Source organism: Streptomyces sp. B5E4 (assembly GCF_039871555.1).
Taxonomy (GTDB): domain Bacteria; phylum Actinomycetota; class Actinomycetes; order Streptomycetales; family Streptomycetaceae; genus Streptomyces.
Genome location: NZ_JBDPMI010000005.1, coordinates 209181 through 227109 on the forward strand (window position 1 = coordinate 209181; position 17929 = coordinate 227109).

Annotated in this window: 19 protein-coding genes; 10 read left to right on the top strand and 9 right to left on the bottom strand. The window is 73.3% G+C overall.

Annotated elements, in window-relative coordinates; genetic code table 11:
- Positions 1–120 precede the first annotated feature (120 nt).
- From hisD to hisF, 8 genes are read left to right on the top strand one after another with little or no spacing between them, the layout of a single operon-like run.
- On the top strand, positions 121–1464 hold the full coding sequence (gene hisD / locus ABGA99_RS09710; RefSeq protein WP_347575491.1) for a histidinol dehydrogenase: 1344 nt from the start codon (positions 121–123) through the stop codon (positions 1462–1464).
- Positions 1461–2567, top strand: a complete 1107-nt coding sequence (locus ABGA99_RS09715; protein WP_347575492.1) for a histidinol-phosphate transaminase — start codon at positions 1461–1463, stop codon at positions 2565–2567. The genes hisD and ABGA99_RS09715 overlap by 4 nt, the downstream gene beginning before the upstream one ends.
- Positions 2564–3160, top strand: a complete 597-nt coding sequence (gene hisB / locus ABGA99_RS09720) for an imidazoleglycerol-phosphate dehydratase HisB (RefSeq protein ID WP_347575493.1) — start codon at positions 2564–2566, stop codon at positions 3158–3160. Before ABGA99_RS09715 ends, hisB begins: the two co-directional genes overlap by 4 nt.
- Positions 3157–3321 (top strand): hypothetical protein, encoded by a 165-nt coding sequence (locus ABGA99_RS09725; protein ID WP_347575494.1) that lies wholly within the window; start codon positions 3157–3159, stop codon positions 3319–3321. Before hisB ends, ABGA99_RS09725 begins: the two co-directional genes overlap by 4 nt.
- The gene (gene hisH, locus ABGA99_RS09730) at positions 3318–4052 is read left to right on the top strand and encodes an imidazole glycerol phosphate synthase subunit HisH (protein ID WP_347575495.1); all 735 of its coding nucleotides are present in this window, start codon (positions 3318–3320) and stop codon (positions 4050–4052) included. The genes ABGA99_RS09725 and hisH overlap by 4 nt, the downstream gene beginning before the upstream one ends.
- Positions 4052–4792 carry a bifunctional 1-(5-phosphoribosyl)-5-((5-phosphoribosylamino)methylideneamino)imidazole-4-carboxamide isomerase/phosphoribosylanthranilate isomerase PriA gene (priA, locus tag ABGA99_RS09735; RefSeq protein ID WP_326795367.1) on the top strand — a complete coding sequence of 247 codons (741 nt, stop codon included), beginning with the start codon at positions 4052–4054 and terminating at the stop codon, positions 4790–4792. The genes hisH and priA overlap by 1 nt, the downstream gene beginning before the upstream one ends.
- A complete protein-coding gene (locus ABGA99_RS09740; protein ID WP_347575496.1) occupies positions 4792–5214 on the top strand; it encodes a Rid family hydrolase in 423 nt (140 codons plus the stop codon). The genes priA and ABGA99_RS09740 overlap by 1 nt, the downstream gene beginning before the upstream one ends.
- On the top strand, positions 5211–5999 hold the full coding sequence (gene hisF / locus ABGA99_RS09745) for an imidazole glycerol phosphate synthase subunit HisF (RefSeq protein WP_347575497.1): 789 nt from the start codon (positions 5211–5213) through the stop codon (positions 5997–5999). The genes ABGA99_RS09740 and hisF overlap by 4 nt, the downstream gene beginning before the upstream one ends.
- A 21-nt stretch (positions 6000–6020) precedes the next feature.
- Here hisF and ABGA99_RS09750 read toward each other — a convergent pair whose 3' ends face one another.
- Both ABGA99_RS09750 and ABGA99_RS09755 read right to left on the bottom strand, forming a co-directional pair.
- On the bottom strand, positions 6021–7127 hold the full coding sequence (locus tag ABGA99_RS09750) for an ABC transporter substrate-binding protein (RefSeq protein ID WP_347575498.1): 1107 nt from the start codon (positions 7125–7127) through the stop codon (positions 6021–6023).
- A gap of 51 nt (positions 7128–7178) precedes the next feature.
- Positions 7179–7808, bottom strand: a complete 630-nt coding sequence (locus tag ABGA99_RS09755) for a TetR family transcriptional regulator (protein WP_347575499.1) — start codon at positions 7806–7808, stop codon at positions 7179–7181.
- A gap of 113 nt (positions 7809–7921) precedes the next feature.
- On the opposite strand from ABGA99_RS09755, the gene ABGA99_RS09760 reads away from it, so the two are divergent.
- Entirely contained in the window at positions 7922–9094 is a 1173-nt protein-coding gene (locus ABGA99_RS09760; protein ID WP_347575500.1) for a thiolase family protein, read from the top strand.
- 314 nt (positions 9095–9408) lie between these two features.
- Here ABGA99_RS09760 and ABGA99_RS09765 read toward each other — a convergent pair whose 3' ends face one another.
- The 7 genes from ABGA99_RS09765 to ABGA99_RS09795 form a co-directional block, all read right to left on the bottom strand.
- Positions 9409–9819 (bottom strand): tetratricopeptide repeat protein, encoded by a 411-nt coding sequence (locus tag ABGA99_RS09765; protein ID WP_347575501.1) that lies wholly within the window; start codon positions 9817–9819, stop codon positions 9409–9411.
- A gap of 1 nt (position 9820) precedes the next feature.
- Positions 9821–10471, bottom strand: coding sequence for an FMN reductase (locus ABGA99_RS09770; RefSeq protein ID WP_347575502.1), 651 nt, complete (start codon positions 10469–10471; stop codon positions 9821–9823).
- A complete protein-coding gene (locus ABGA99_RS09775; protein ID WP_347575503.1) occupies positions 10468–11577 on the bottom strand; it encodes an LLM class flavin-dependent oxidoreductase in 1110 nt (369 codons plus the stop codon). Before ABGA99_RS09775 ends, ABGA99_RS09770 begins: the two co-directional genes overlap by 4 nt.
- Before the next feature lie 244 nt (positions 11578–11821).
- Positions 11822–13855, bottom strand: coding sequence for a glycoside hydrolase family 48 protein (locus ABGA99_RS09780; protein WP_347575504.1), 2034 nt, complete (start codon positions 13853–13855; stop codon positions 11822–11824).
- A gap of 287 nt (positions 13856–14142) precedes the next feature.
- Positions 14143–15510, bottom strand: a complete 1368-nt coding sequence (locus tag ABGA99_RS09785; RefSeq protein WP_347575505.1) for a glycoside hydrolase family 6 protein — start codon at positions 15508–15510, stop codon at positions 14143–14145.
- A 254-nt stretch (positions 15511–15764) separates the two neighbouring features.
- Positions 15765–16655 (bottom strand): 2-dehydropantoate 2-reductase, encoded by an 891-nt coding sequence (locus tag ABGA99_RS09790; RefSeq protein ID WP_347582489.1) that lies wholly within the window; start codon positions 16653–16655, stop codon positions 15765–15767.
- A gap of 185 nt (positions 16656–16840) precedes the next feature.
- On the bottom strand, positions 16841–17266 hold the full coding sequence (locus ABGA99_RS09795; protein WP_347575506.1) for a Rid family hydrolase: 426 nt from the start codon (positions 17264–17266) through the stop codon (positions 16841–16843).
- 127 nt (positions 17267–17393) lie between these two features.
- On the opposite strand from ABGA99_RS09795, the gene ABGA99_RS09800 reads away from it, so the two are divergent.
- Entirely contained in the window at positions 17394–17903 is a 510-nt protein-coding gene (locus ABGA99_RS09800; protein WP_347575507.1) for a MarR family transcriptional regulator, read from the top strand.
- Positions 17904–17929 lie beyond the last annotated feature (26 nt).

Here is a 17929-nt window from a genome sequence, read left to right on the forward strand (position 1 = left end):
TCTGATTCCCCTTGGGACGGCACACTGAACGCTAGTACCAGGTACTGACAGTGACGATTTTGCGGTCCATCCTGTGGACAACCGGGCCGGGGCCCGGGGCCGTCTGAGAGACTTGGACACGTGATCTCCCGAATCGATCTGCGCGGCTCCGCCACCGCTTCCGATGCAGGCGGCGGCATCGACCGCGACCTGCTGCCCCGTGCCGAGCTCGACGTCGAGGCCGCCCTGGAGAAGGTGCGCCCGCTGTGCGAGGACGTCCGCCATCGTGGCACCGCGGCGGTGATCGAGATCACAGAGCGTTTCGACGGAGTGGCGCTGGAGCGGCTGCGGGTGCCCGCGGAGGCGCTGCGGCGCGCGCTGGCCGAGCTGGACCCGAAGGTGCGCGCCGCGCTGGAGGAGTCGGTCCGCCGCGCCCGCATCGTCCACCGGGAGCAGCGCCGCGGCGACACCGCCGTGCGGGTCGTCCCCGGCGGGACGGTCACGGAGCGCTGGCTGCCGGTCGCCCGTGTCGGGCTGTACGTGCCGGGTGGCCAGGCCGTGTATCCGTCGTCCGTCGTGATGAACGTGGTGCCGGCTCAGGAAGCGGGCGTGCCGTCGCTGGCCGTCTCCTCGCCCCCGCAGAAGGACGTGCCGAACTCGTGGGGTGCAGGACTGCCGCACCCGACGATCCTCGCCGCCTGCGCACTGCTCGGCGTGGACGAGGTGTACGCGGCCGGCGGCGCCCAGGCCGTCGCCATGTTCGCGTACGGCACGGACGAGTGCGCCCCCGTCGACCTCGTCACCGGCCCGGGGAACGTGTATGTGGCCGCCGCCAAGCGCCTGTTGAAGGGCCGTATCGGCATCGACGCCGAGGCCGGCCCCACCGAGATCGCGGTCCTGGCGGACGACACCGCGGACGCCGCGCACGTCGCCGCGGACCTCATCAGCCAGGCCGAGCACGACGAGCTGGCCGCCGCCGTGCTCGTCACGCCCTCGGAGCGGCTGGCCGAGGCCGTCGAGGCCGAGCTGAAGACGCAGGTGGCCGCGACCCGGCACGTCGAGCGGATCACCGCCGCGCTGGGCGGCCGGCAGTCCGGCATCGTGCTCGTGGACGACCTGGAGGCCGGCCTGCGCGTCGTCGACGCCTACGCCGCCGAGCACGTGGAGATCCAGACCGCCGACGCCGCCGCGCTCGCCGCCCGGGTGCGCAACGCCGGCGCGATCTTCGTCGGCCCGTACGCCCCCGTCTCGCTGGGGGACTACTGCGCCGGCTCCAACCACGTGCTGCCGACCGGCGGCTGCGCCTGCCACTCCTCGGGCCTGTCCGTGCAGTCCTTCCTCAAGGGCATCCACGTCGTGGACTACACGCGCGACGCCCTCGCCGAGGTCACCGCGCACGTGGTCAACCTCGCGGAGGCCGAGGACCTGCCCGCCCACGGGGCCGCGCTGAAGGCCAGGTTCGAGTGGAAGGTGCCGCAGCCGTGACCGCGATCGACGACCTGCCCGTCCGCGCCGAGCTGCGCGGCAAGTCCCCGTACGGCGCGCCCCAGCTCGACGTGCCCGTCCGGCTGAACACCAACGAGAACCCCTACCCGCTGCCCGAGCCCCTGGTCCGGCGCATCGCCGAGCGCGTCACCGAGGCCGCCCGCCACCTCAACCGCTACCCCGACCGGGACGCGGTCGAGCTGCGCACCGAGCTGGCGCGCTACCTGTCGCGTACCGCCGGGCACGAGGTGGGCACCGCGAACGTATGGGCGGCCAACGGCTCCAACGAGGTCATCCAGCAACTGCTGCAGACGTTCGGCGGCCCCGGCCGCACGGCCCTCGGCTTCGAGCCGTCGTACTCGATGCACGCCCTCATCTCCCGCGGCACCGGCACCCGCTGGCTCTCCGGCCCCCGGCGGGAGGACTTCACCATCGACGTCGAGGCCGCCGAGCGCGCCCTCGCCGAGCACCGCCCCGACGTGGTGTTCGTCTGCTCGCCGAACAACCCCACCGGCACCGCGGTCGAACGCGAGACCGTCCTGCGGCTGTACGACGCCGCGCAGGCCGCGGGCCCCTCGATGCTCGTGGTGGACGAGGCCTACGGCGAGTTCAGCCACCGCCCGTCGCTGCTGCCGCTGATCGAGGGCCGCCCGCGGCTCGTCCTCACCCGCACGATGTCCAAGGCGTTCGGCGCCGCCGGCCTGCGGCTGGGCTATCTCGCCGCCGACCCCGCCGTGGTCGACGCGGTCCAGCTCGTCCGGCTGCCGTACCACCTGTCCGCCGTCACCCAGGCCACCGCGCTCGCCGCCCTGGAGCACACCGATACCCTGCTCCAGTACGTCGAACAGCTCAAGCAGGAGCGGGACCGGCTGGTGTCGGAGCTGACCGCGCTCGGCTGCGAGGTCACCGAGTCCGACGCCAACTTCGTCCAGTTCGGCCGTTTCCCGGACGCGCACGCCGCGTGGGCGCGGCTGCTGGACGCGGGCGTGCTGGTCCGTGACAACGGCGTGCCCGGCTTCCTGCGCGTCAGCGCAGGCACCCCGGCGGAGAACGACGCGTTCCTCGATGCGGTGCGCGCGCTGAAGAAGGAGAGCAACTCATGACCCGCGTGGGCCGCGTCGAGCGCACCACGAAGGAGACCTCGGTCGTCGTCGAGCTGAACCTCGACGGCCGCGGCGAGGTCTCAGTGTCGACGGGCGTCGGCTTCTTCGACCACATGCTCGACCAGTTGGGCCGCCACGGCCTCTTCGACCTCACCGTCAAGACCGACGGCGACCTGCACATCGACAGCCACCACACCATGGAGGACACCGCGCTGGCCCTGGGCGCCGCCTTCCGGCAGGCCCTCGGGGACAAGCGCGGCATCGTGCGGTTCGCCGACGCCTCCGTGCCGCTGGACGAGTCGCTGGCCCAGGTCACCGTCGACCTGTCCGGCCGCCCGTACCTGGTGCACACCGAGCCCGAGGGCATGGCCCCGATGATCGGCGCGGACTACGACACGACGATGACCCGCCACATCCTGGAGTCGTTCGTCGCCCAGGCGCAGATCGCGCTGCACGTCCACGTGCCCTACGGGCGCAACGCACACCACATCGTGGAGTGCCAGTTCAAGGCCCTGGCCCGCGCCCTGCGCTACGCCGCGGAGATCGATCCGCGGCAGACCGGCATCCCGTCGACCAAGGGCGCGCTGTCATGAACGGCCTGTCGATCCTGCTGATCTTCGTGGGGCTCTTCCTGCTCGGCGGCGTCATCTCCTTCGTCAAGCAGGGCCAGTCGAAGAACGTGATCGCCGTGCTCGCCTTCGGCGCCGCGATGGCGCTGGCCGCGGGCATCCTGCGGCTGGGGGTGTGGGGTTGAGCGACCGCGGCGCCTCCACCGCTCCCACCGGGCCCGGGGCCGCGGCGGCGCCGGCCGCCGTGCCCGCCGCCCGCCGCGGCGAGGGCCGGGGCGGCGGGCGCAAGAGCGTCGTCGTCTTCGACTACGGCTTCGGCAACGTCCGCTCCGCCGAGCGCGCCGTCGCCCGCGCGGGCGCCGAGGTGGAGATCACCGGCGACTACGACCGGGCGATGGCCGCGGACGGCCTGCTGGTGCCCGGCGTCGGCGCCTTCGCCGCCTGCATGGGCGGGCTGAAGGAGGCCCGCGGCGACTGGGTCGTCGAGCGCCGCCTCGCCGGCGGCCGGCCCGTGCTGGGCATCTGCGTCGGCATGCAGATCCTCTTCGAGCAGGGCGTGGAGCACGGCGTACGGACCGACGGCATGGGCGAGTGGCCCGGCACGGTCGAGGCGCTGCGGGCCGAGGTCGTGCCGCACATGGGCTGGAACACCGTCGAGATCGCGCCCGGCTCACGGATGTTCGCGGGCATCGAGGCGGGGGAGCGCTTCTACTTCGTCCACTCCTACGCCGCCCGCCGCTGGGAGCTGGAGGTGCACAACCCGCGCATCTCCCCGCCCGCCGTCACCTGGAGCACCCACGGCGAGCCGTTCGTCGCAGCCGTCGAGAACGGACCCCTGTGGGCCGCCCAGTTCCACCCCGAGAAGTCCGGCGACGCCGGTGCCCTCCTCCTCAAGAACTGGATCGAGACCCTCTGATGACGCCCCGCGAGATGACCACCGCCCTGGAGCTGCTGCCCGCCGTCGACGTCCGCGACGGCCAGGCCGTACGCCTCGTGCACGGCGAGTCCGGCACCGAGACCGGCTACGGCGACCCGCTGGAGGCCGCCCTGACCTGGCAGCGCGCCGGCGCCGAGTGGCTGCACCTCGTCGACCTCGACGCCGCCTTCGGCACCGGCGACAACCGCGCCCGCATCGGTGAGGTCGTCGCGGCGATGGACCTCAAGGTCGAGCTGTCCGGCGGCATCCGCGACGACGCGTCGCTGGCCGCCGCCCTCGCCACCGGCTGCACCCGCGTCAACCTCGGCACCGCCGCCCTGGAGTCCCCCGAGTGGGTCGCCGGGGTCATCGCCGAGCACGGCGACCGCATCGCCGTCGGCCTCGACGTCCGCGGCACCACGCTGCGCGGCCGCGGCTGGACCCGCGACGGCGGCGACCTGTACGAGACGCTGGCCCGGCTCGACGCCGAGGGCTGCGCGCGCTACGTGGTCACCGACATCAACAAGGACGGCACGCTCCAGGGTCCCAACCTGCAACTGCTGCGCGACGTCTGCGCCGCCACCGACCGGCCGGTCGTCGCGTCCGGCGGTGTCTCCTCCCTGGACGACCTGCGGGCTCTCGCCACGCTGGTCCCGGAGGGAGTCGAAGGGGCGATCGTCGGGAAGGCGCTCTACGCGAAGGCGTTCACGATGGAAGAGGCGTTGGAGGCGGTGTCCTGATGGCCGGTGGCGGCGTACGTCGTATCTCGTCCGGAGCCCCCTGGGAGGAGGAGTTCGGCTACTCGCGCGCGGTGGAGCTGCCCAACGGCCTCGTGCTGGTGGCCGGCTGCACGTCCGTCGTGGACGGCGTGATCGTCGGCGAGGGCGATCCGCACACCCAGACGATGACCGCCTTCGGCGTCGCGTTCGAGGCGCTGAAGAGGATCGGCCTGGAGCGCGAGGACATCGTGCGGACCCGGATGTTCCTCACCCACGCGCGCGACGTGGAGGCGGTCGGCGGGGCGCACAAGGAGCTGTTCGACGCCATCCGCCCCGCCGCGTCGCTGATCATCGTCTCCGGCTTCGTCGACTCGCGGCTGGTCGTCGAGGTCGAGGTCGAGGCGTACCGCCCCGGCGGCTCCCGGGAAGCGGCCGGCGCATGAGCCTGGCGGTCCGGGTCATCCCCTGCCTCGACGTGGACGGCGGCCGGGTCGTCAAGGGCGTCCACTTCCGCAACCTGCGCGACGCCGGCGATCCCGTCGAGATGGCCAAGGTGTACGACGCGGAGGGCGCGGACGAGCTGACGTTCCTCGACATCACCGCCTCCTCCGGCGACCGCGAGACGACGTACGAGATCGTGCGCCGCACGGCGGAGCAGGTCTTCATCCCGCTCACGGTCGGCGGCGGCGTGCGTACGGTCGCGGACGTGGACCGGCTGCTGCGCGCGGGCGCCGACAAGGTCGGCGTCAACACCGCGGCCATCGCCCGGCCGGAGCTGATCCGCGAGATCGCCGACCGCTTCGGCAGCCAGGTGCTGGTCCTCTCGGCCGATGCGCGGCGCTGCGGCGACGGCGCGGCGACGCCCTCGGGCTTCGAGGTGACCACGCACGGCGGGCGGCGCGGTACGGGCCTCGACGCCGTCGAATGGGCCGAGCGGGCCGCGGAGTTGGGGGCGGGCGAGATCCTGCTCAACTCGATGGACGCCGACGGCACCAAGGACGGCTACGACACGGAGATGATCGCCGCCGTCCGCAAGCGCGTGACCGTCCCGGTCATCGCCAGCGGCGGCGCCGGCCGCCTCGACCACTTCCCGCCGGCCGTCGACGCGGGCGCCGACGCGGTGCTGGCGGCATCGGTGTTCCACTTCGGCGATCTGCGGATCGGCGAGGTCAAGGAGACGCTGAGCGCGGCCGGCCGTGCCGTACGGACCGCGCAGCCCAGGGGCTGAGCGAGGGCCGCGGCGGCCGGCTCAGCCGGTGTGCAGGACCCGGAAGCGGCCGGGATCCGCCGGATCCCGGTCGACGACCTGGACCGGCGGCCAGGCCCACTGCCACACGTCGATCTCCGGCACGCGCGAGAACCGTATCGGCCCGCGGGTCCCGTCGACCGCGACGTCTTCCCAGGCGGTACGCGCCCCGTCCGCACCCCGGCGAGCCAGCAGGTCGGCGAGGACGGCGACCGTGTCGTAGCCCTCGAAGGCGACGAACGAGGGCGCCTCGGCCAGCTGTTCGCGCAGAGCCGCCTCGACACGGACGCCGAGGGGCGGGAGGCGTTCGGGCAGATAGCGCAGGAACGGGACCCCCGCGCCCTCGGCGCCCAGCAGCGCCGCCCACTCGGCGAACTCCGGCTGTCCGGCCGGGGCGCCGATCAGCAGCCCGGCCAGCCGCGGATCGCGGCGTACGGACCGCACGAGCGGCACCGCGGGCTCCGGGTGGCCGACGAGCAGCAGCAGGGCCGTCGCGCCGCTGCCGGCGAGCGCGTCGCACAGGGCCTCGGGGGTGAGCGCGCCCACGTCCAGCTCTGTCACCGTGCCGCCGCGCGGGGCGAGCCGCTCGTGCAGGATCCGCGTCCCGGACGCCCAGTACACGCTCGGCTGGGCGGCCACGGCGAGGCGGCGGTGGCCCGCGCCGAGGAGGTGGTCCGCGTAGAGCCGCCAGCCGTGGGACTGCGCCGGGGCGATCCGCGCGATGCCGTCCGCCGGTTGCTCGGTCAGCGCGTCCAGGACCGCAGACGAGCACAGGAACGGCACGCCGAGGGCGTCGGCCCGGGCGGCGGCGGTACGGGCGACGACGCTGTGGTATTCGCCGGCCAGCGCGGCGACGCCCATCCCGGCCAGCTCGTCCACGGCCGCCGCGGCCCGCCGCGGATCGGCGGCCGTGTCCCGTACCACCAGCTCCAGGGGGCGGCCGGCGATGCCGCCGGCGTCGTTGACCTCGCGGGCGGCCAGTTCGAGTCCGGCGACCAGATGCCGGCCCGCCTCGGCCCAGCCGGGCGGGGTGAGCGGGGCGAGGGCGCCGATGCGTACGGGCTCGTCGTCTCGTCGCGGCGGGGGCGCCTGGGTGACCATGGCGGCCATTGCACAGGCCAACGCCCCCGGCGGCAACCGATTATCGGTCCGCGGACCGGGTCACCCGGCGCGGGCGGCGGGGGCGCCGGGCAGCGCCGTCACCAGCCGGTCGACCTGCCGCAGCGACGCCGCGAGCACCGCGACCGGGTCCTGCGCGTGCGCCACCGCCATCGCGCACTCGCACAGCGCCCCGAAGACCACCGACGCCATCGCGTCCAACTCCACCGCCGGGACGGCGTCTTCACCGCCGTCCCGGCCCGCCCCGACCGCCTGCGCCAGCCCGCGCCGCGTCATCGCCCGGCAGTCCGCCTGCACCTCGCGCATCACGGCCCAGCCCAGCGCCCCCGGGGCGTCGAGCAGGGTGATCCGCTGCGTGCCGGGCTCGATGGAGCCGGTGAGGAACGCGCGCTGGCCCGCGCGCAGGCCGTCCCACGGGTCCCGGCAGGCGCGGAAGGCGTCGGCGATGGCGTCGCGCAGCCGGTGCTGCTCGGCCGTGTAGACGGCGTGGAAGAGGGTCTGCTTGTTACGGAAGTGGTGGTAGAGGGCGCCCTTCGTGATGCCCGCCTGCGCGCAGATCGCGTCGAGGGAAGCGGCGGCGTAGCCGTCCCGGGCGAAGTGCACGCGGGCGGCGCCGACCAGGTCCTTCGTCGTCGTCGCCGTGCGCTCCTGCTGCGTTCTGCGGGTCTTCATGCGCGCATTCTAGGCGGCGTACCCTGTACATACGTACTCCCGGTATGTAACTCTGCAGTAGCCGGGCCGGGCCGAGAACCCTGACGAGCAGAGTGAGAGAGGGGCTGACGCCCATGACCACCACCGCAGTCGTCGTCGACGCCGTCCGCACCGCCTCCGGCAAGGGCAAGCCCGGCGGCGCCCTGTCCGGCGTCCACTCCGTCGACCTGCTGGCCGGGGTGCTGCGCGCGCTCGTCGACCGCAACGGCCTCGACCCCGCGCGGCTCGACGACGTGATCGCCGGCTGCGTCACCCAGGCCGCCGACCAGTCGTTCAACATCGCCCGCAACGCCGTGCTCGCCGCCGGCTTCCCCGAGTCCGTGCCGGGCACCACCGTCGACCGGCAGTGCGGCTCCTCGCAGCAGGCTGCGCACTTCGCGGCCCAGGGGGTGATGGCCGGGGCGTACGACATCGCCGTGGCCGCCGGCGTCGAGTCGATGAGCAGGGTGCCGATGGGCACGGCCGCCGTGGGCCGCGACCCGTTCGGCGACCGGCTCGCCGCCCGCTACCCCGGCGGGCTGATCGCCCAGGGCCACTCCGCGGAGCTGATCGCGGCGCGGTGGGGGCTGGGGCGTACGGAGCTCGACGCGTTTTCGGAGCGCTCGCACCGCCTGGCGGTACGCGCCTGGGAGCAGGGGGTCTTCGACCGGGACGTCGTGCCCGTGGGGGAGCACCGCAGGGACGAGACCGTACGGCCGTCGACGTCCCTGGACGGGCTCGCCGCGCTCAAGCCGTCCTTCTACGACCCGGCCGTCGCCGAGCGCTTCCCCGAGATCGGCTGGCACCTCACGCCCGGCAACTCCTCGCCGCTCACCGACGGCGCCTCCGCCGTGCTGATCACGAGCGAGGAGCGGGCGGCGGAGCTGGGACTCACACCGCGGGCGCGGTTCCACTCCTTCGCGGTGACGGGCGACGACCCGGTGCTGATGCTGATGGGCGTCGTGCCGGCGACCCGGAAGGTGCTGGCGAAGGCGGGGCTCACGATCGACGACATCGACGCCTTCGAGGTGAACGAGGCCTTCGCGCCGGTGCCGCTGGCGTGGCAGCGCGACGTGGGCGCCGCACCGGAGCGGGTCAACGTCCACGGCGGCGCGATCGCCCTGGGCCATGCGCTGGGCGCGTCGGGCACGCGGCTGCTGGGCACGCTGCTCGGCGCGCTGGACGCGGTGGACGGCCGCTACGGGCTGCAGGTCATGTGCGAGGCGGGCGGCCTGGCGAACGCGACGATCATGGAACGCCTCCGGTAGGCGGGGCGGGCCCGGGGGGACCGGCCCCGTGACGCGGAGGTGGTGGGGGCCCGGTGGGCGGCCCGCGCGACGGCGTCCCGCCCACCGGCGCCCACCGCGCGCAAGCGCCTTCGGCGCCGCGGCGGGGGCGCGGTGACCGCCGGCCGGCCCTTGCGGCCCCAAGCGCCGGTGTTTCCGCGACCGCCGGTGCGCCACCGGGCCGGCGCCCGGGCGCACGGCCCGGCCCCGGGCGGGAGTGCACAGTGCGACCGTTCCCGCAGGCCGGCACCGGCCGGCACCGGACCCACCGCCACGCCGCCGTCCGGTGCCCGCCGCTAGGCGCCCAGCGCCTCCGCCGTGCGCAGCGCGCCCGCCGCCTCCTCCTCGCGGCCCTGGCGCTGGAGCGTGCGGCCCAGCATCAGGTGGGCGTAGTGCTCGACCGGGTCGCGGTCGAGGACGGCGCGCAGCTCCGTCTCGGCGCGGGTCAACTGCGCGGAGTGGTAGTACGCCCGGGCCAGCAGCAGCCGGGGCGCGACCTGCTCGGGGAACTCCTCGACCACCGCGGCCAGCAGCTTCGCCGCCCCCACGTAGTCCTTCGCGTCGAAGAGTGCCCCGGCCTGCTCCCAGCGGGACGACGCGTCCGCCGCCTCGGGCGCCGCGAAGATGCTCAGCGCGTCGCTCCAGCGGCTCGCGGCGGGCTCGCCGTCCGGACCGAAGGCGTTGAAGCCCCGGAACTCCTCGCTCATGTCACTCCTTCCGGATCTCCGGCCGCAGCGCGGCCAGTTGCTGCTCGAACGGGACGACCTGCTCGGGACCGCCGGCCGCCGGGCGCGGCTGCCGGCCGTGCATCAGCTCGGCGAGCTCGCCCGCCGCCCGGGCGATGCGGGTGGGCAGGGTGTCGGTCAGCGGGTCGCCGCTGCCGCCCCAGTCGTCGGCCGCCGCGTACACCGCGGTCGGCACGACGACGGACCGCAGGTAGGCGAAGAGCGGCCGCATGGCGTGCTCCAGCACCAGCGAGTGCCGCGCCGTCCCGCCGGTCGCCGCGACCAGCACCGGCTTCCCGGCCAGCGCGGCGTCGTCCGCCGCCCCGATCACGTCGAAGAACGACTTGAAGAGTCCGCTGTACGAACCGGAGAAGACCGGCGTCACGGCGATCAGGCCGTCGGCGCCCGTCACCGCGTCGATCGCCTTGGCGAGGGCCGCGGACGGGAAGCCGGTGACCGTGTTGTGGGCGATGTCGGCCGCCAGGTCACGCAGCTCGACCACCTGCACCTCGACCTGCCGGTCGTCGTCGGCCGGCTGCCGCCGTACCGCCTCCGCCAGCCGGTCGGCCAGCAGCCGGGTGGACGAGGGCACGCTCAGCCCGGCCGAGACCACGGTCAGCTTCAGCGCGCTCACTTGGCCACCTCCTCCTTGTCGTTCTGCTCGGCGGCGGCCGCCGCAGCCACGCGGGCCGCGTGGGTCGGCGCCTCCGGCACGTCCGCCGGGCGGTTCTTCGCGAACTCCTCGCGCAGCACCGGCACGACCTCCTCGCCGAGCAGGTCCAACTGCTCCAGCACGGTCTTCAGCGGCAGGCCCGCGTGGTCGAGCAGGAAGAGCTGCCGCTGGTAGTCCCCGAAGGACTCGCGGAACGTCAGCGTCTTGTCGATGACCTCCTGCGGGCTGCCCACGGTCAGCGGTGTCTGCTCGGTGAAGTCCTCCAGCGAGGGCCCGTGCCCGTACACCGGCGCGTTGTCGAAGTACGGCCGGAACTCCCGTACCGCGTCCTGCGAGTTCTTCCGCATGAACACCTGCCCGCCGAGGCCGACGACGGCCTGCTCGGGCGTGCCGTGCCCGTAGTGGGCGTAGCGCGTGCGGTACAGCTCGATGAGCCGCTGGAAGTGCTCCTTCGGCCAGAAGATGTTGTTGGCGAAGAAGCCGTCGCCGTAGTACGCGGCCTGCTCGGCGATCTCCGGCGAGCGGATGGAGCCGTGCCAGACGAACGGCGGCACGCCGTCCAGCGGGCGCGGGGTGGAGGTGAAGCCCTGCAGCGGGGTGCGGAAGCGGCCCTCCCAGTCGACGACGTCCTCGCGCCACAGCCGGTACAGCAGCGCGTAGTTCTCCACGGCCAGCGGGATGCCCTGCCGGATGTCCTGGCCGAACCAGGGGTAGACGGGACCGGTGTTGCCCCGGCCCATCATCACGTCCACGCGGCCGTCCGCCAGGTGCTGGAGCATCGCGAAGTCCTCGGCGATCTTCACCGGGTCGTTCGTGGTGATCAGCGTGGTGGACGTGGACAGGATCAGCCGCTCCGTGCGCGCCGCGATCCAGCCCAGCATGGTGGTGGGGGAGGAGGGGACGAACGGCGGGTTGTGGTGTTCGCCGGTGGCGAAGACGTCGAGACCGACCTCCTCGGCCTTGAGCGCGAGGGCGGTCATCGCCTTGATCCGCTCGTGCTCGCTCGGCACCCGACCCGTGGTGGGGTCCTGAGTGACGTCGCCCACACTGAAGATACCGAACTGCACCGGACTCACCTCTCCGTGGTTGAAAGCTCAATCACACCGGAGAACGTGTGTCGGCGCAACCCTATTCCCCGCCATGTCCGGGCAGGTCGGAGCCCCGGTACGAGCCCGTGCGGGGGGTTGGGCCCGGGGCCGTACCGGGGTGCCGGGGGGAGGTCCGGCCAGGCTCCGCCCTACGGGACCGGCCGGGCACACGGCGAAGCCGGCCGGCCACCCCGCGTGGCGGGGCGCCGGCCGGCTCGCCGTGTCAGGCGGACGGGAAGAGCTCGGCGTACACCGCGAAGGCGATCGCCAGCCCCGCCTGCGCCCAGAAGCGGTGGTACGTGAACTCCGGCGGCGGCCCGCCGTCCAGGTGTGCCTGGATCTTCGGCCAGTCCGGGTCGTCGCGGTACCACGAGCGCAGCTCGATGAACGTCACGCCGGGCTCGATCGTGTCACCGTTCGGCATCGTGCCCGACCAGCCGTCCGGGATGTACACCTCGTCCGCGAAGCGCCCGTAGTCGGCCCGCGTCTCCGGCAGCGCGATGCCGAGCGCGTCGGTGTTCGCGGCCAGCGCGTCCAGCAGCCGCTTGGCGACGTCGGCCGTCGCGGCGTCGCCGGCCTTCGCCGCGTAGTACGTCAGCGTCTTGGCCAGCGCCGACGCGACGCCGACGTCCGTGCCGTACTCGGCGACCGAGACGTGCAGCCCGGCGTTGGCGCCGGGGCTCGCCGGGTCCCAGGTGTCCGGGGCGCCCTCCCAGGTGAGCGTTGCCGGGATGCTGAACGTGCCGTCGGCCTCCGCGGTGATCTCCGGGACGACCCAGGCCACCCACTTCTCCAGCAGTTCCTGCGCCGTCGCGTTGCCCGAGGCGTAGTACAGCTCCGCGACCCGCTCCATGCCCCAGCACTGCATGCCGAACCAGTTGTTGCTGGGCGGGTCGTGGTAGACGGGCTGCCAGTCGTAGGGCATGCCGTAGAAGGTCGGGGTGCCGGCGGGCGGGGTGCCGTACCGGCCTTCCCAGCTGTTGGTGCAGCCGCCGGCGAGGGCGCCCTCGGTGGACTGCAGCCAGCGCAGGAACTCCAGTTGCCGGGTCAGACTCGTCGACCAGTCGCTCTTCGCGCTCGGCGAGCGCGGGGTCAGCTCCGGGACGGTGGACAGCGCCCAGGCCGCGAACGGGTTCTGGTAGCCCTGGTGGGAGGCGCCGTCGCCGATACGCCAGGCCCAGCCGCCGCCACCGCCCGCGGCCCCGCCCCAGGCGTAGTACCAGGACAGCAGGTAGTGCTGGGAGCTGCGGCCGGAACCGGCCGGGCAGCCGGTGGGGCTGGTGCAGTCGCCGATCCGCTTGAAGTACTTGTCGAACATGGCGTAGCGCAGGTAGTCGCCCATCTTCGCGGCGCGCTCCACCGAGGCGGAGATCTGGCCCTGGTTGCCCTGTGCCGTGGCCCAGGTCAGGGCCCAGTACGCGGCCTGTACGGCGCGGGCGTCGGCGTCGGGCGCGTTGGTGTACTTCCACTGGCGCGCGTAGGAGGCGTCGCCGACGAAGAGGTCGAGGTAGCCGTTGGGGCCGCCGAACTCGAAGAGGTCCGTCGTCGGCTGGGGGACCGTCTCCCAGACGGACTCCTCCGAGCCGCGCTGGTAGCTGTTGATGTACGACGGGCCGGGCCCGGGGCCGTTCTGGCCGCCGGTGCCGGGGGTGTTGCCGTAGCCGTAGGTGTTGTCGACATCGAGCAGCCAGTGCATCCCGTAGATGTCCATGGTCCCGTACGCGGACGCCAGCTCGGCCGCCAGCGGGTCCTGTCCGACGGGCACGGACTGGTCGAGCTGGGCGGGGTAACTGGAGACGTCGGGGTGCTCGGGCGCGTACGTCGCGGGCGCGCCCGGGTTGTACGAGCTGTTGGTGGGCTGGTCGGCCTGGGTCGGGATGATGTACTGCTCGGTCTTCTCCCAGGCGTCGTTGAACGGGCCCCAGTCGCCGGTGACCCTGCCGTACGCGGCCTCCAGCCACATCCAGTAGCTGAACGCCTCGGACGTCGTCTCGTGCCCGTGGTCGGGCGCCTCGACGAGCAGTGTCTCCACGCTGTGGTAGGGGATGCCGTCGGGGCTGAAGTACCCGTTGGCCGGGTCCTTGATCTTCTCGTACTGGGCGAGGAAGAGGTCGTCGTACGGACCCTGCGGGGCCGCCGCCGTCGTCTCCTCGGGGGCCGTGCCGGCCCGAGCGGCGGTGGGTGCGGCGACCGCCGTCGCGAAGGCGGCGCCGCCGGCCGCGGCGGTGAACCGCCGGCGGGACAGTGACTTGGACATGGGGGGTCTCCTCGGGGAGCCCGCGGGCGCGCGGCCCGGCGGGAGGTGTGGGAGGTGGAGATGCGGGGCTGCGGGGCAGGAGCCAGGCCGATCCCGGGAGCCGGGCGGACCGCGCGAGGTCCGGCGGGGCGCCCCCGCTGCCCGGTGAGGGGGGTGAACGCCTGGCACCGTCTGCCCCGTGAGGCGCCGTGGGTGCCCGGTGGCGGCCGTCCCGGGGGCCGCCACCGGGCCGCTCCGCCGCCGGGATCCGGCGGCCGGCGGCGGAGGGCACGGGGAACTCGCGTGCGCTAGTTCACCGGCGGGTTGGCGTTGGCGATCAGTTCCTCGAACTGCGCCTGGAACCAGTGGCCGGAGGTCGGCGCGTCGGGAAGGGCGCCCGACATGTTGTACTGGTTGCGCGCGTTGCCCTCGTACGTCGGGTCGCACATCCGGTCGAAGCCCTTGTCGTCGTCCGGGATCTCCTCGCTGGCGCCGTCCGACTCACCCGGGGGCTTGATCCAGGCATAGGCGTGGATGTTGGCCGCGGGCGAGACGGTCGGCCGCTCGCCGAGGCCGGCTCCGGACTGGTTGCACCAGTTGCCGAGGTGGATCCGGCGGTCGGTGCGGCTGGCGTCCACGTACTCGTCGGCGGTCCCGCTCGTCGGCCCTGGGCCCGTCGGCCGCTCGGAGCCGCCCCAGCCGTTGCGCGAGGTGTCGATGATCGCGCCCATGCCGGACGGGAAACCGGCGGCCGGGGCCGCCTGCGACACGAACGCCTGCGCGAAGGACTGCTCGTCGACGTACCGGTTCCAGTCGACCCACTTGCTGCCCTCGCGGATGGGCCGGCCGCCCACCGTGTCGTTGATCGAGAAGTACGGCTCCACGGTGGCGCCGTAGTTCGCGGTGTTGGCGGCGAAGCCGGTGACGTCCTCGGGCGAGGCGCCCTCGGCGTTGGCGGCCTCGTACAGCAGGTCGGCCGTCGGCCGGAAGTTGTCGTCCCAGCCGATCCAGCCGTGGTGGCCGATGTCGATGTAGTTGTAGACGTTGCCGTTGTCGCCGAGCGTGCCCAGGTTGTAGCCCACGCCCTTGACGTAGTTGCCGTTCGCCTTCATCACGTCGCACTCGGGCGTCCCCGTGGGCCGGCCGCTGACGTTGGTGATGAGGTTGGGCAGTGAGTCGATCTCGACGACGTTGATGATCTTGAGGCTCTCGTACGCCGGGTCGTCGAGGATCTCGTCGATCGGGTCGATGAACTCGGTCTTGTACCGGTCGATCTCCGTCGGGCCCAGCTCGCCCCGGGAGGCGAGCGCCGCGCAGTCGCGGCCGGGCAGGTTGTACGTGACGATCTGGATGGCGTCGGCACCCTGCGCCAGCGCCTCGTCCATGTGCTCGCGCAGGCCCATGTTGTTGGAGCCGTCCGAGCCACTCGTGATCGCCGCGATGCTGTCGAGCCAGACGGCGGTCGGGGTGTCGGCGATGGCCGCGCCGCCGCCCTGGGTGGCCGCGGCGGACCAGTCGGGGTTCACGTACAACTGGCTGCCCGCGTAGGGGTTGTCGCCGGGCGCCGCGGTCTCGGCCGCCGCGGGGGGTGCGGACAGCGAGTACGTCAGCAGGGTGCCGGTGGCGGCCAGCGCCGCCGCGCTGACGCCGGTGACACGTAGGCGTGACTTTCTCATGCGGCTCTCCTTCCACGCCCGTGCGGGGCGTTGGAGGTGGGGGGTTGCGGGGGGTGTGCGTGGGGGGCGCCGGACCGCGCAATTACTGACGAGTACATGTCAATAATCGATCTTCCTTCCGCGCGTCCCGAGCGTGGTGTGTGAAGTGTGGGAGCGCTCCCATATCGCGCTGCGAGGCTAACAGCTCAAAGAAGTGTTGTGAAGAGCCCGCCCCGGAAGACGGGCGTCTTCACTGTTCGTAGGGTGCGCCGCGACTACGCGCCCGCCCGCGCCCCGATCTCCGCGACCAGCCGCTCCGCCACCGGCACCGCGATCCCGTGCGACCGCGCGGCGCGCAGCAGCGCGCCGCCGATGGCGTCGAGTTCGAGGGGACGGCCCGCCTCCGCGTCGCGGAGCATCGAGGACTTCGTACGGGCCGGGAAGGCGTCGTACATCGAGGCGACCGCCTCCGCGTCCACCTGCGCCCCGCCCGCGCTCGCGACCGCCGCGGTCTCCGCCAGCAGCGCCAGCATCTCGTCCCGGTGCTCGGTCCGTACGCCGCCGACGGGCAGGCCGTGGCGGGTGGTGAGCAGCGCCATCGGCGCGAGGAAGGCCATCTTCGTCCACAGGACGCTCGGCTCGTCGTCCCGGACCTGGACCTCGGCACCGGCGTCGGTCAGCACCCGCGCGGCGGCCTCCAGCCGCTCGCGCGGTGCGGTGGCGGAGGCGAGCGAGAGCCTGGTGAACGGGCTGCCGTGCTCGATCAGCCCGGGGGCGACCCGGGTGGACTCCACGGTGATCGTGCCCGCGGCGACCTGCTCGGGCCGGTAGCGCCCGCGCAGGGCGGCCATGTGGTCGACGCCGTTGAGCAGCGGCACCACGAGCGCGTCGCCGAGCGCCGCGGGGGGCACCCGTTCCAGTGCCGCGTCGAAGGCGGTGGCCTTGACGGCGACGATGCACAGGTCCACCGGCGCGCGCAGTTCGGTGTCTCCGGCCACGTGGGTGGCGAAGTCGCCGAACTGTCTGCTGTTGACGGTGATTCCGTCCGCCTGGAGCGTGCCGGCGGTGGCGGCGCCGGCCACACAGGTCACCCGGTGCCCGGCCCGGGCCAGCAGCCCGGCGAGCAGCCCGCCGACCCCGCCGGGGCCGAGAACGGCAGCGTTCATCGTGTTCATGCGGAGCAGTAAAGGCCAGTCCGCCGGGGACGTCCACACCCCCCGCGGCCGGGCCCGCGGCGCCGCCGCGACGAGGCGGGCGGCGGCGCCGCGCAGGGGGTGTCCCTCCGTGCTCGGGCGGGTCGACGGGATCCCGTCCGCCGGGTCCGGGGCGGTGTCCCGCGGTGGTCCGCCGTTCAGTTCCCGGAGCCGGCGATGGCGGTGACGCGGATCTCCACCCGCATCTCGGCCAGGCCCAGGACCGTGACGCCGGTCTCGGTCCAGATCGGCGCACGGCCGCCGAGGCGGCGGCGGAACTGCTCGGCCATGACCCTGTTGTGGTCGTCGCCGATGACGTCATCGCCCGGTGCGACCTTGTGGTAGGAGTTGACGTGGATGACGTCCCTCCAGGTCGCTCCGACCGTGGCGAGCGCGCGCTCCACGTTGTCGAAGGCCCGGACGATCTCGTCCTCCAGCGAGTCGGGGATGACCAGGTCGTCATCGACCCCGGCCTGGCCGGAGATCTCGACCCGGTCGCCGACGCGGACCGCCCCGCTGTAGCCGAGAGCCTCGTGCAGCTTCTCGCCGTAGCCCGGAACGATGCCGAAAGTGACGGTGCTCATGGTGCTTCCTCTTCCTGTCCATGGGGTGCGTTTCCTCGTTCGTGAGTTCACGCGTAAAGTGATACTAGCAAGGGATGACTTCAAGCGCAAAGTGATGGCGAGCATCGCCGGAAGGGCGGGACGGTCCATGAGCAGCACGGAAGGGCCCACGAGCGGCACGGGCGTACACGAGGACGACGAAGAGCTGCGCTGGCTCGACGAGCAGGAGAAGGCGGCGTGGACGGGGCTGATCTCCCTCGTCCTGCTGCTGCCGGGCAAGCTGGAGTCGCCGCTGCGGCAGGAGCACGGCCTCACCCTGTTCGAGTACCTCGTGCTCAGTCATCTCTCCGAGGCCCCGCGGCGCAAGCTGCGGATGGGAGAGCTCGCCTTCCTCGCCAGCGGGTCGCTCTCCCGCCTGTCCAACGTCGTCAAACGCTGTGAACAGCGGGGCTGGATCGTGCGGACACCCGACCCGGCCGACGGCCGTTACACCCTCGCCGAACTCACCGACGACGGCTTCGGCATCGTGCACCGGGCAGCGCCCACGCACCTGCGCTCCGTACGCCGCGTCGTCCTGGACTCACTCAACGCGGCCGACCAGAAGGCGCTCGACCGCATCGCACGGAAACTCCGCATCATCCCCGACGATTTCGGCTGACCCTCGCGGCTCCGGCGAGGGCCGTC

Excerpts from the sequence above, each read along its gene's own strand:
- hisB (WP_347575493.1), top strand. The coding sequence starts at position 2,564 with ATGACCCGCGTGGGCCGCGTCGAGCGCACCACGAAGGAGACCTCGGTC.
- ABGA99_RS09725 (WP_347575494.1), top strand. The coding sequence starts at position 3,157 with ATGAACGGCCTGTCGATCCTGCTGATCTTCGTGGGGCTCTTCCTGCTC.
- priA (WP_326795367.1), top strand. The coding sequence starts at position 4,052 with ATGACGCCCCGCGAGATGACCACCGCCCTGGAGCTGCTGCCCGCCGTC.
- ABGA99_RS09740 (WP_347575496.1), top strand. The coding sequence starts at position 4,792 with ATGGCCGGTGGCGGCGTACGTCGTATCTCGTCCGGAGCCCCCTGGGAG.
- hisF (WP_347575497.1), top strand. The coding sequence starts at position 5,211 with ATGAGCCTGGCGGTCCGGGTCATCCCCTGCCTCGACGTGGACGGCGGC.
- ABGA99_RS09750 (WP_347575498.1), bottom strand. The coding sequence starts at position 7,127 with ATGGCCGCCATGGTCACCCAGGCGCCCCCGCCGCGACGAGACGACGAG.
- ABGA99_RS09755 (WP_347575499.1), bottom strand. The coding sequence starts at position 7,808 with ATGAAGACCCGCAGAACGCAGCAGGAGCGCACGGCGACGACGACGAAG.
- ABGA99_RS09760 (WP_347575500.1), top strand. The coding sequence starts at position 7,922 with ATGACCACCACCGCAGTCGTCGTCGACGCCGTCCGCACCGCCTCCGGC.
- ABGA99_RS09765 (WP_347575501.1), bottom strand. The coding sequence starts at position 9,819 with ATGAGCGAGGAGTTCCGGGGCTTCAACGCCTTCGGTCCGGACGGCGAG.
- ABGA99_RS09780 (WP_347575504.1), bottom strand. The coding sequence starts at position 13,855 with ATGTCCAAGTCACTGTCCCGCCGGCGGTTCACCGCCGCGGCCGGCGGC.
- ABGA99_RS09785 (WP_347575505.1), bottom strand. The coding sequence starts at position 15,510 with ATGAGAAAGTCACGCCTACGTGTCACCGGCGTCAGCGCGGCGGCGCTG.
- ABGA99_RS09790 (WP_347582489.1), bottom strand. The coding sequence starts at position 16,655 with ATGAACGCTGCCGTTCTCGGCCCCGGCGGGGTCGGCGGGCTGCTCGCC.
- ABGA99_RS09795 (WP_347575506.1), bottom strand. The coding sequence starts at position 17,266 with ATGAGCACCGTCACTTTCGGCATCGTTCCGGGCTACGGCGAGAAGCTG.
- ABGA99_RS09800 (WP_347575507.1), top strand. The coding sequence starts at position 17,394 with ATGAGCAGCACGGAAGGGCCCACGAGCGGCACGGGCGTACACGAGGAC.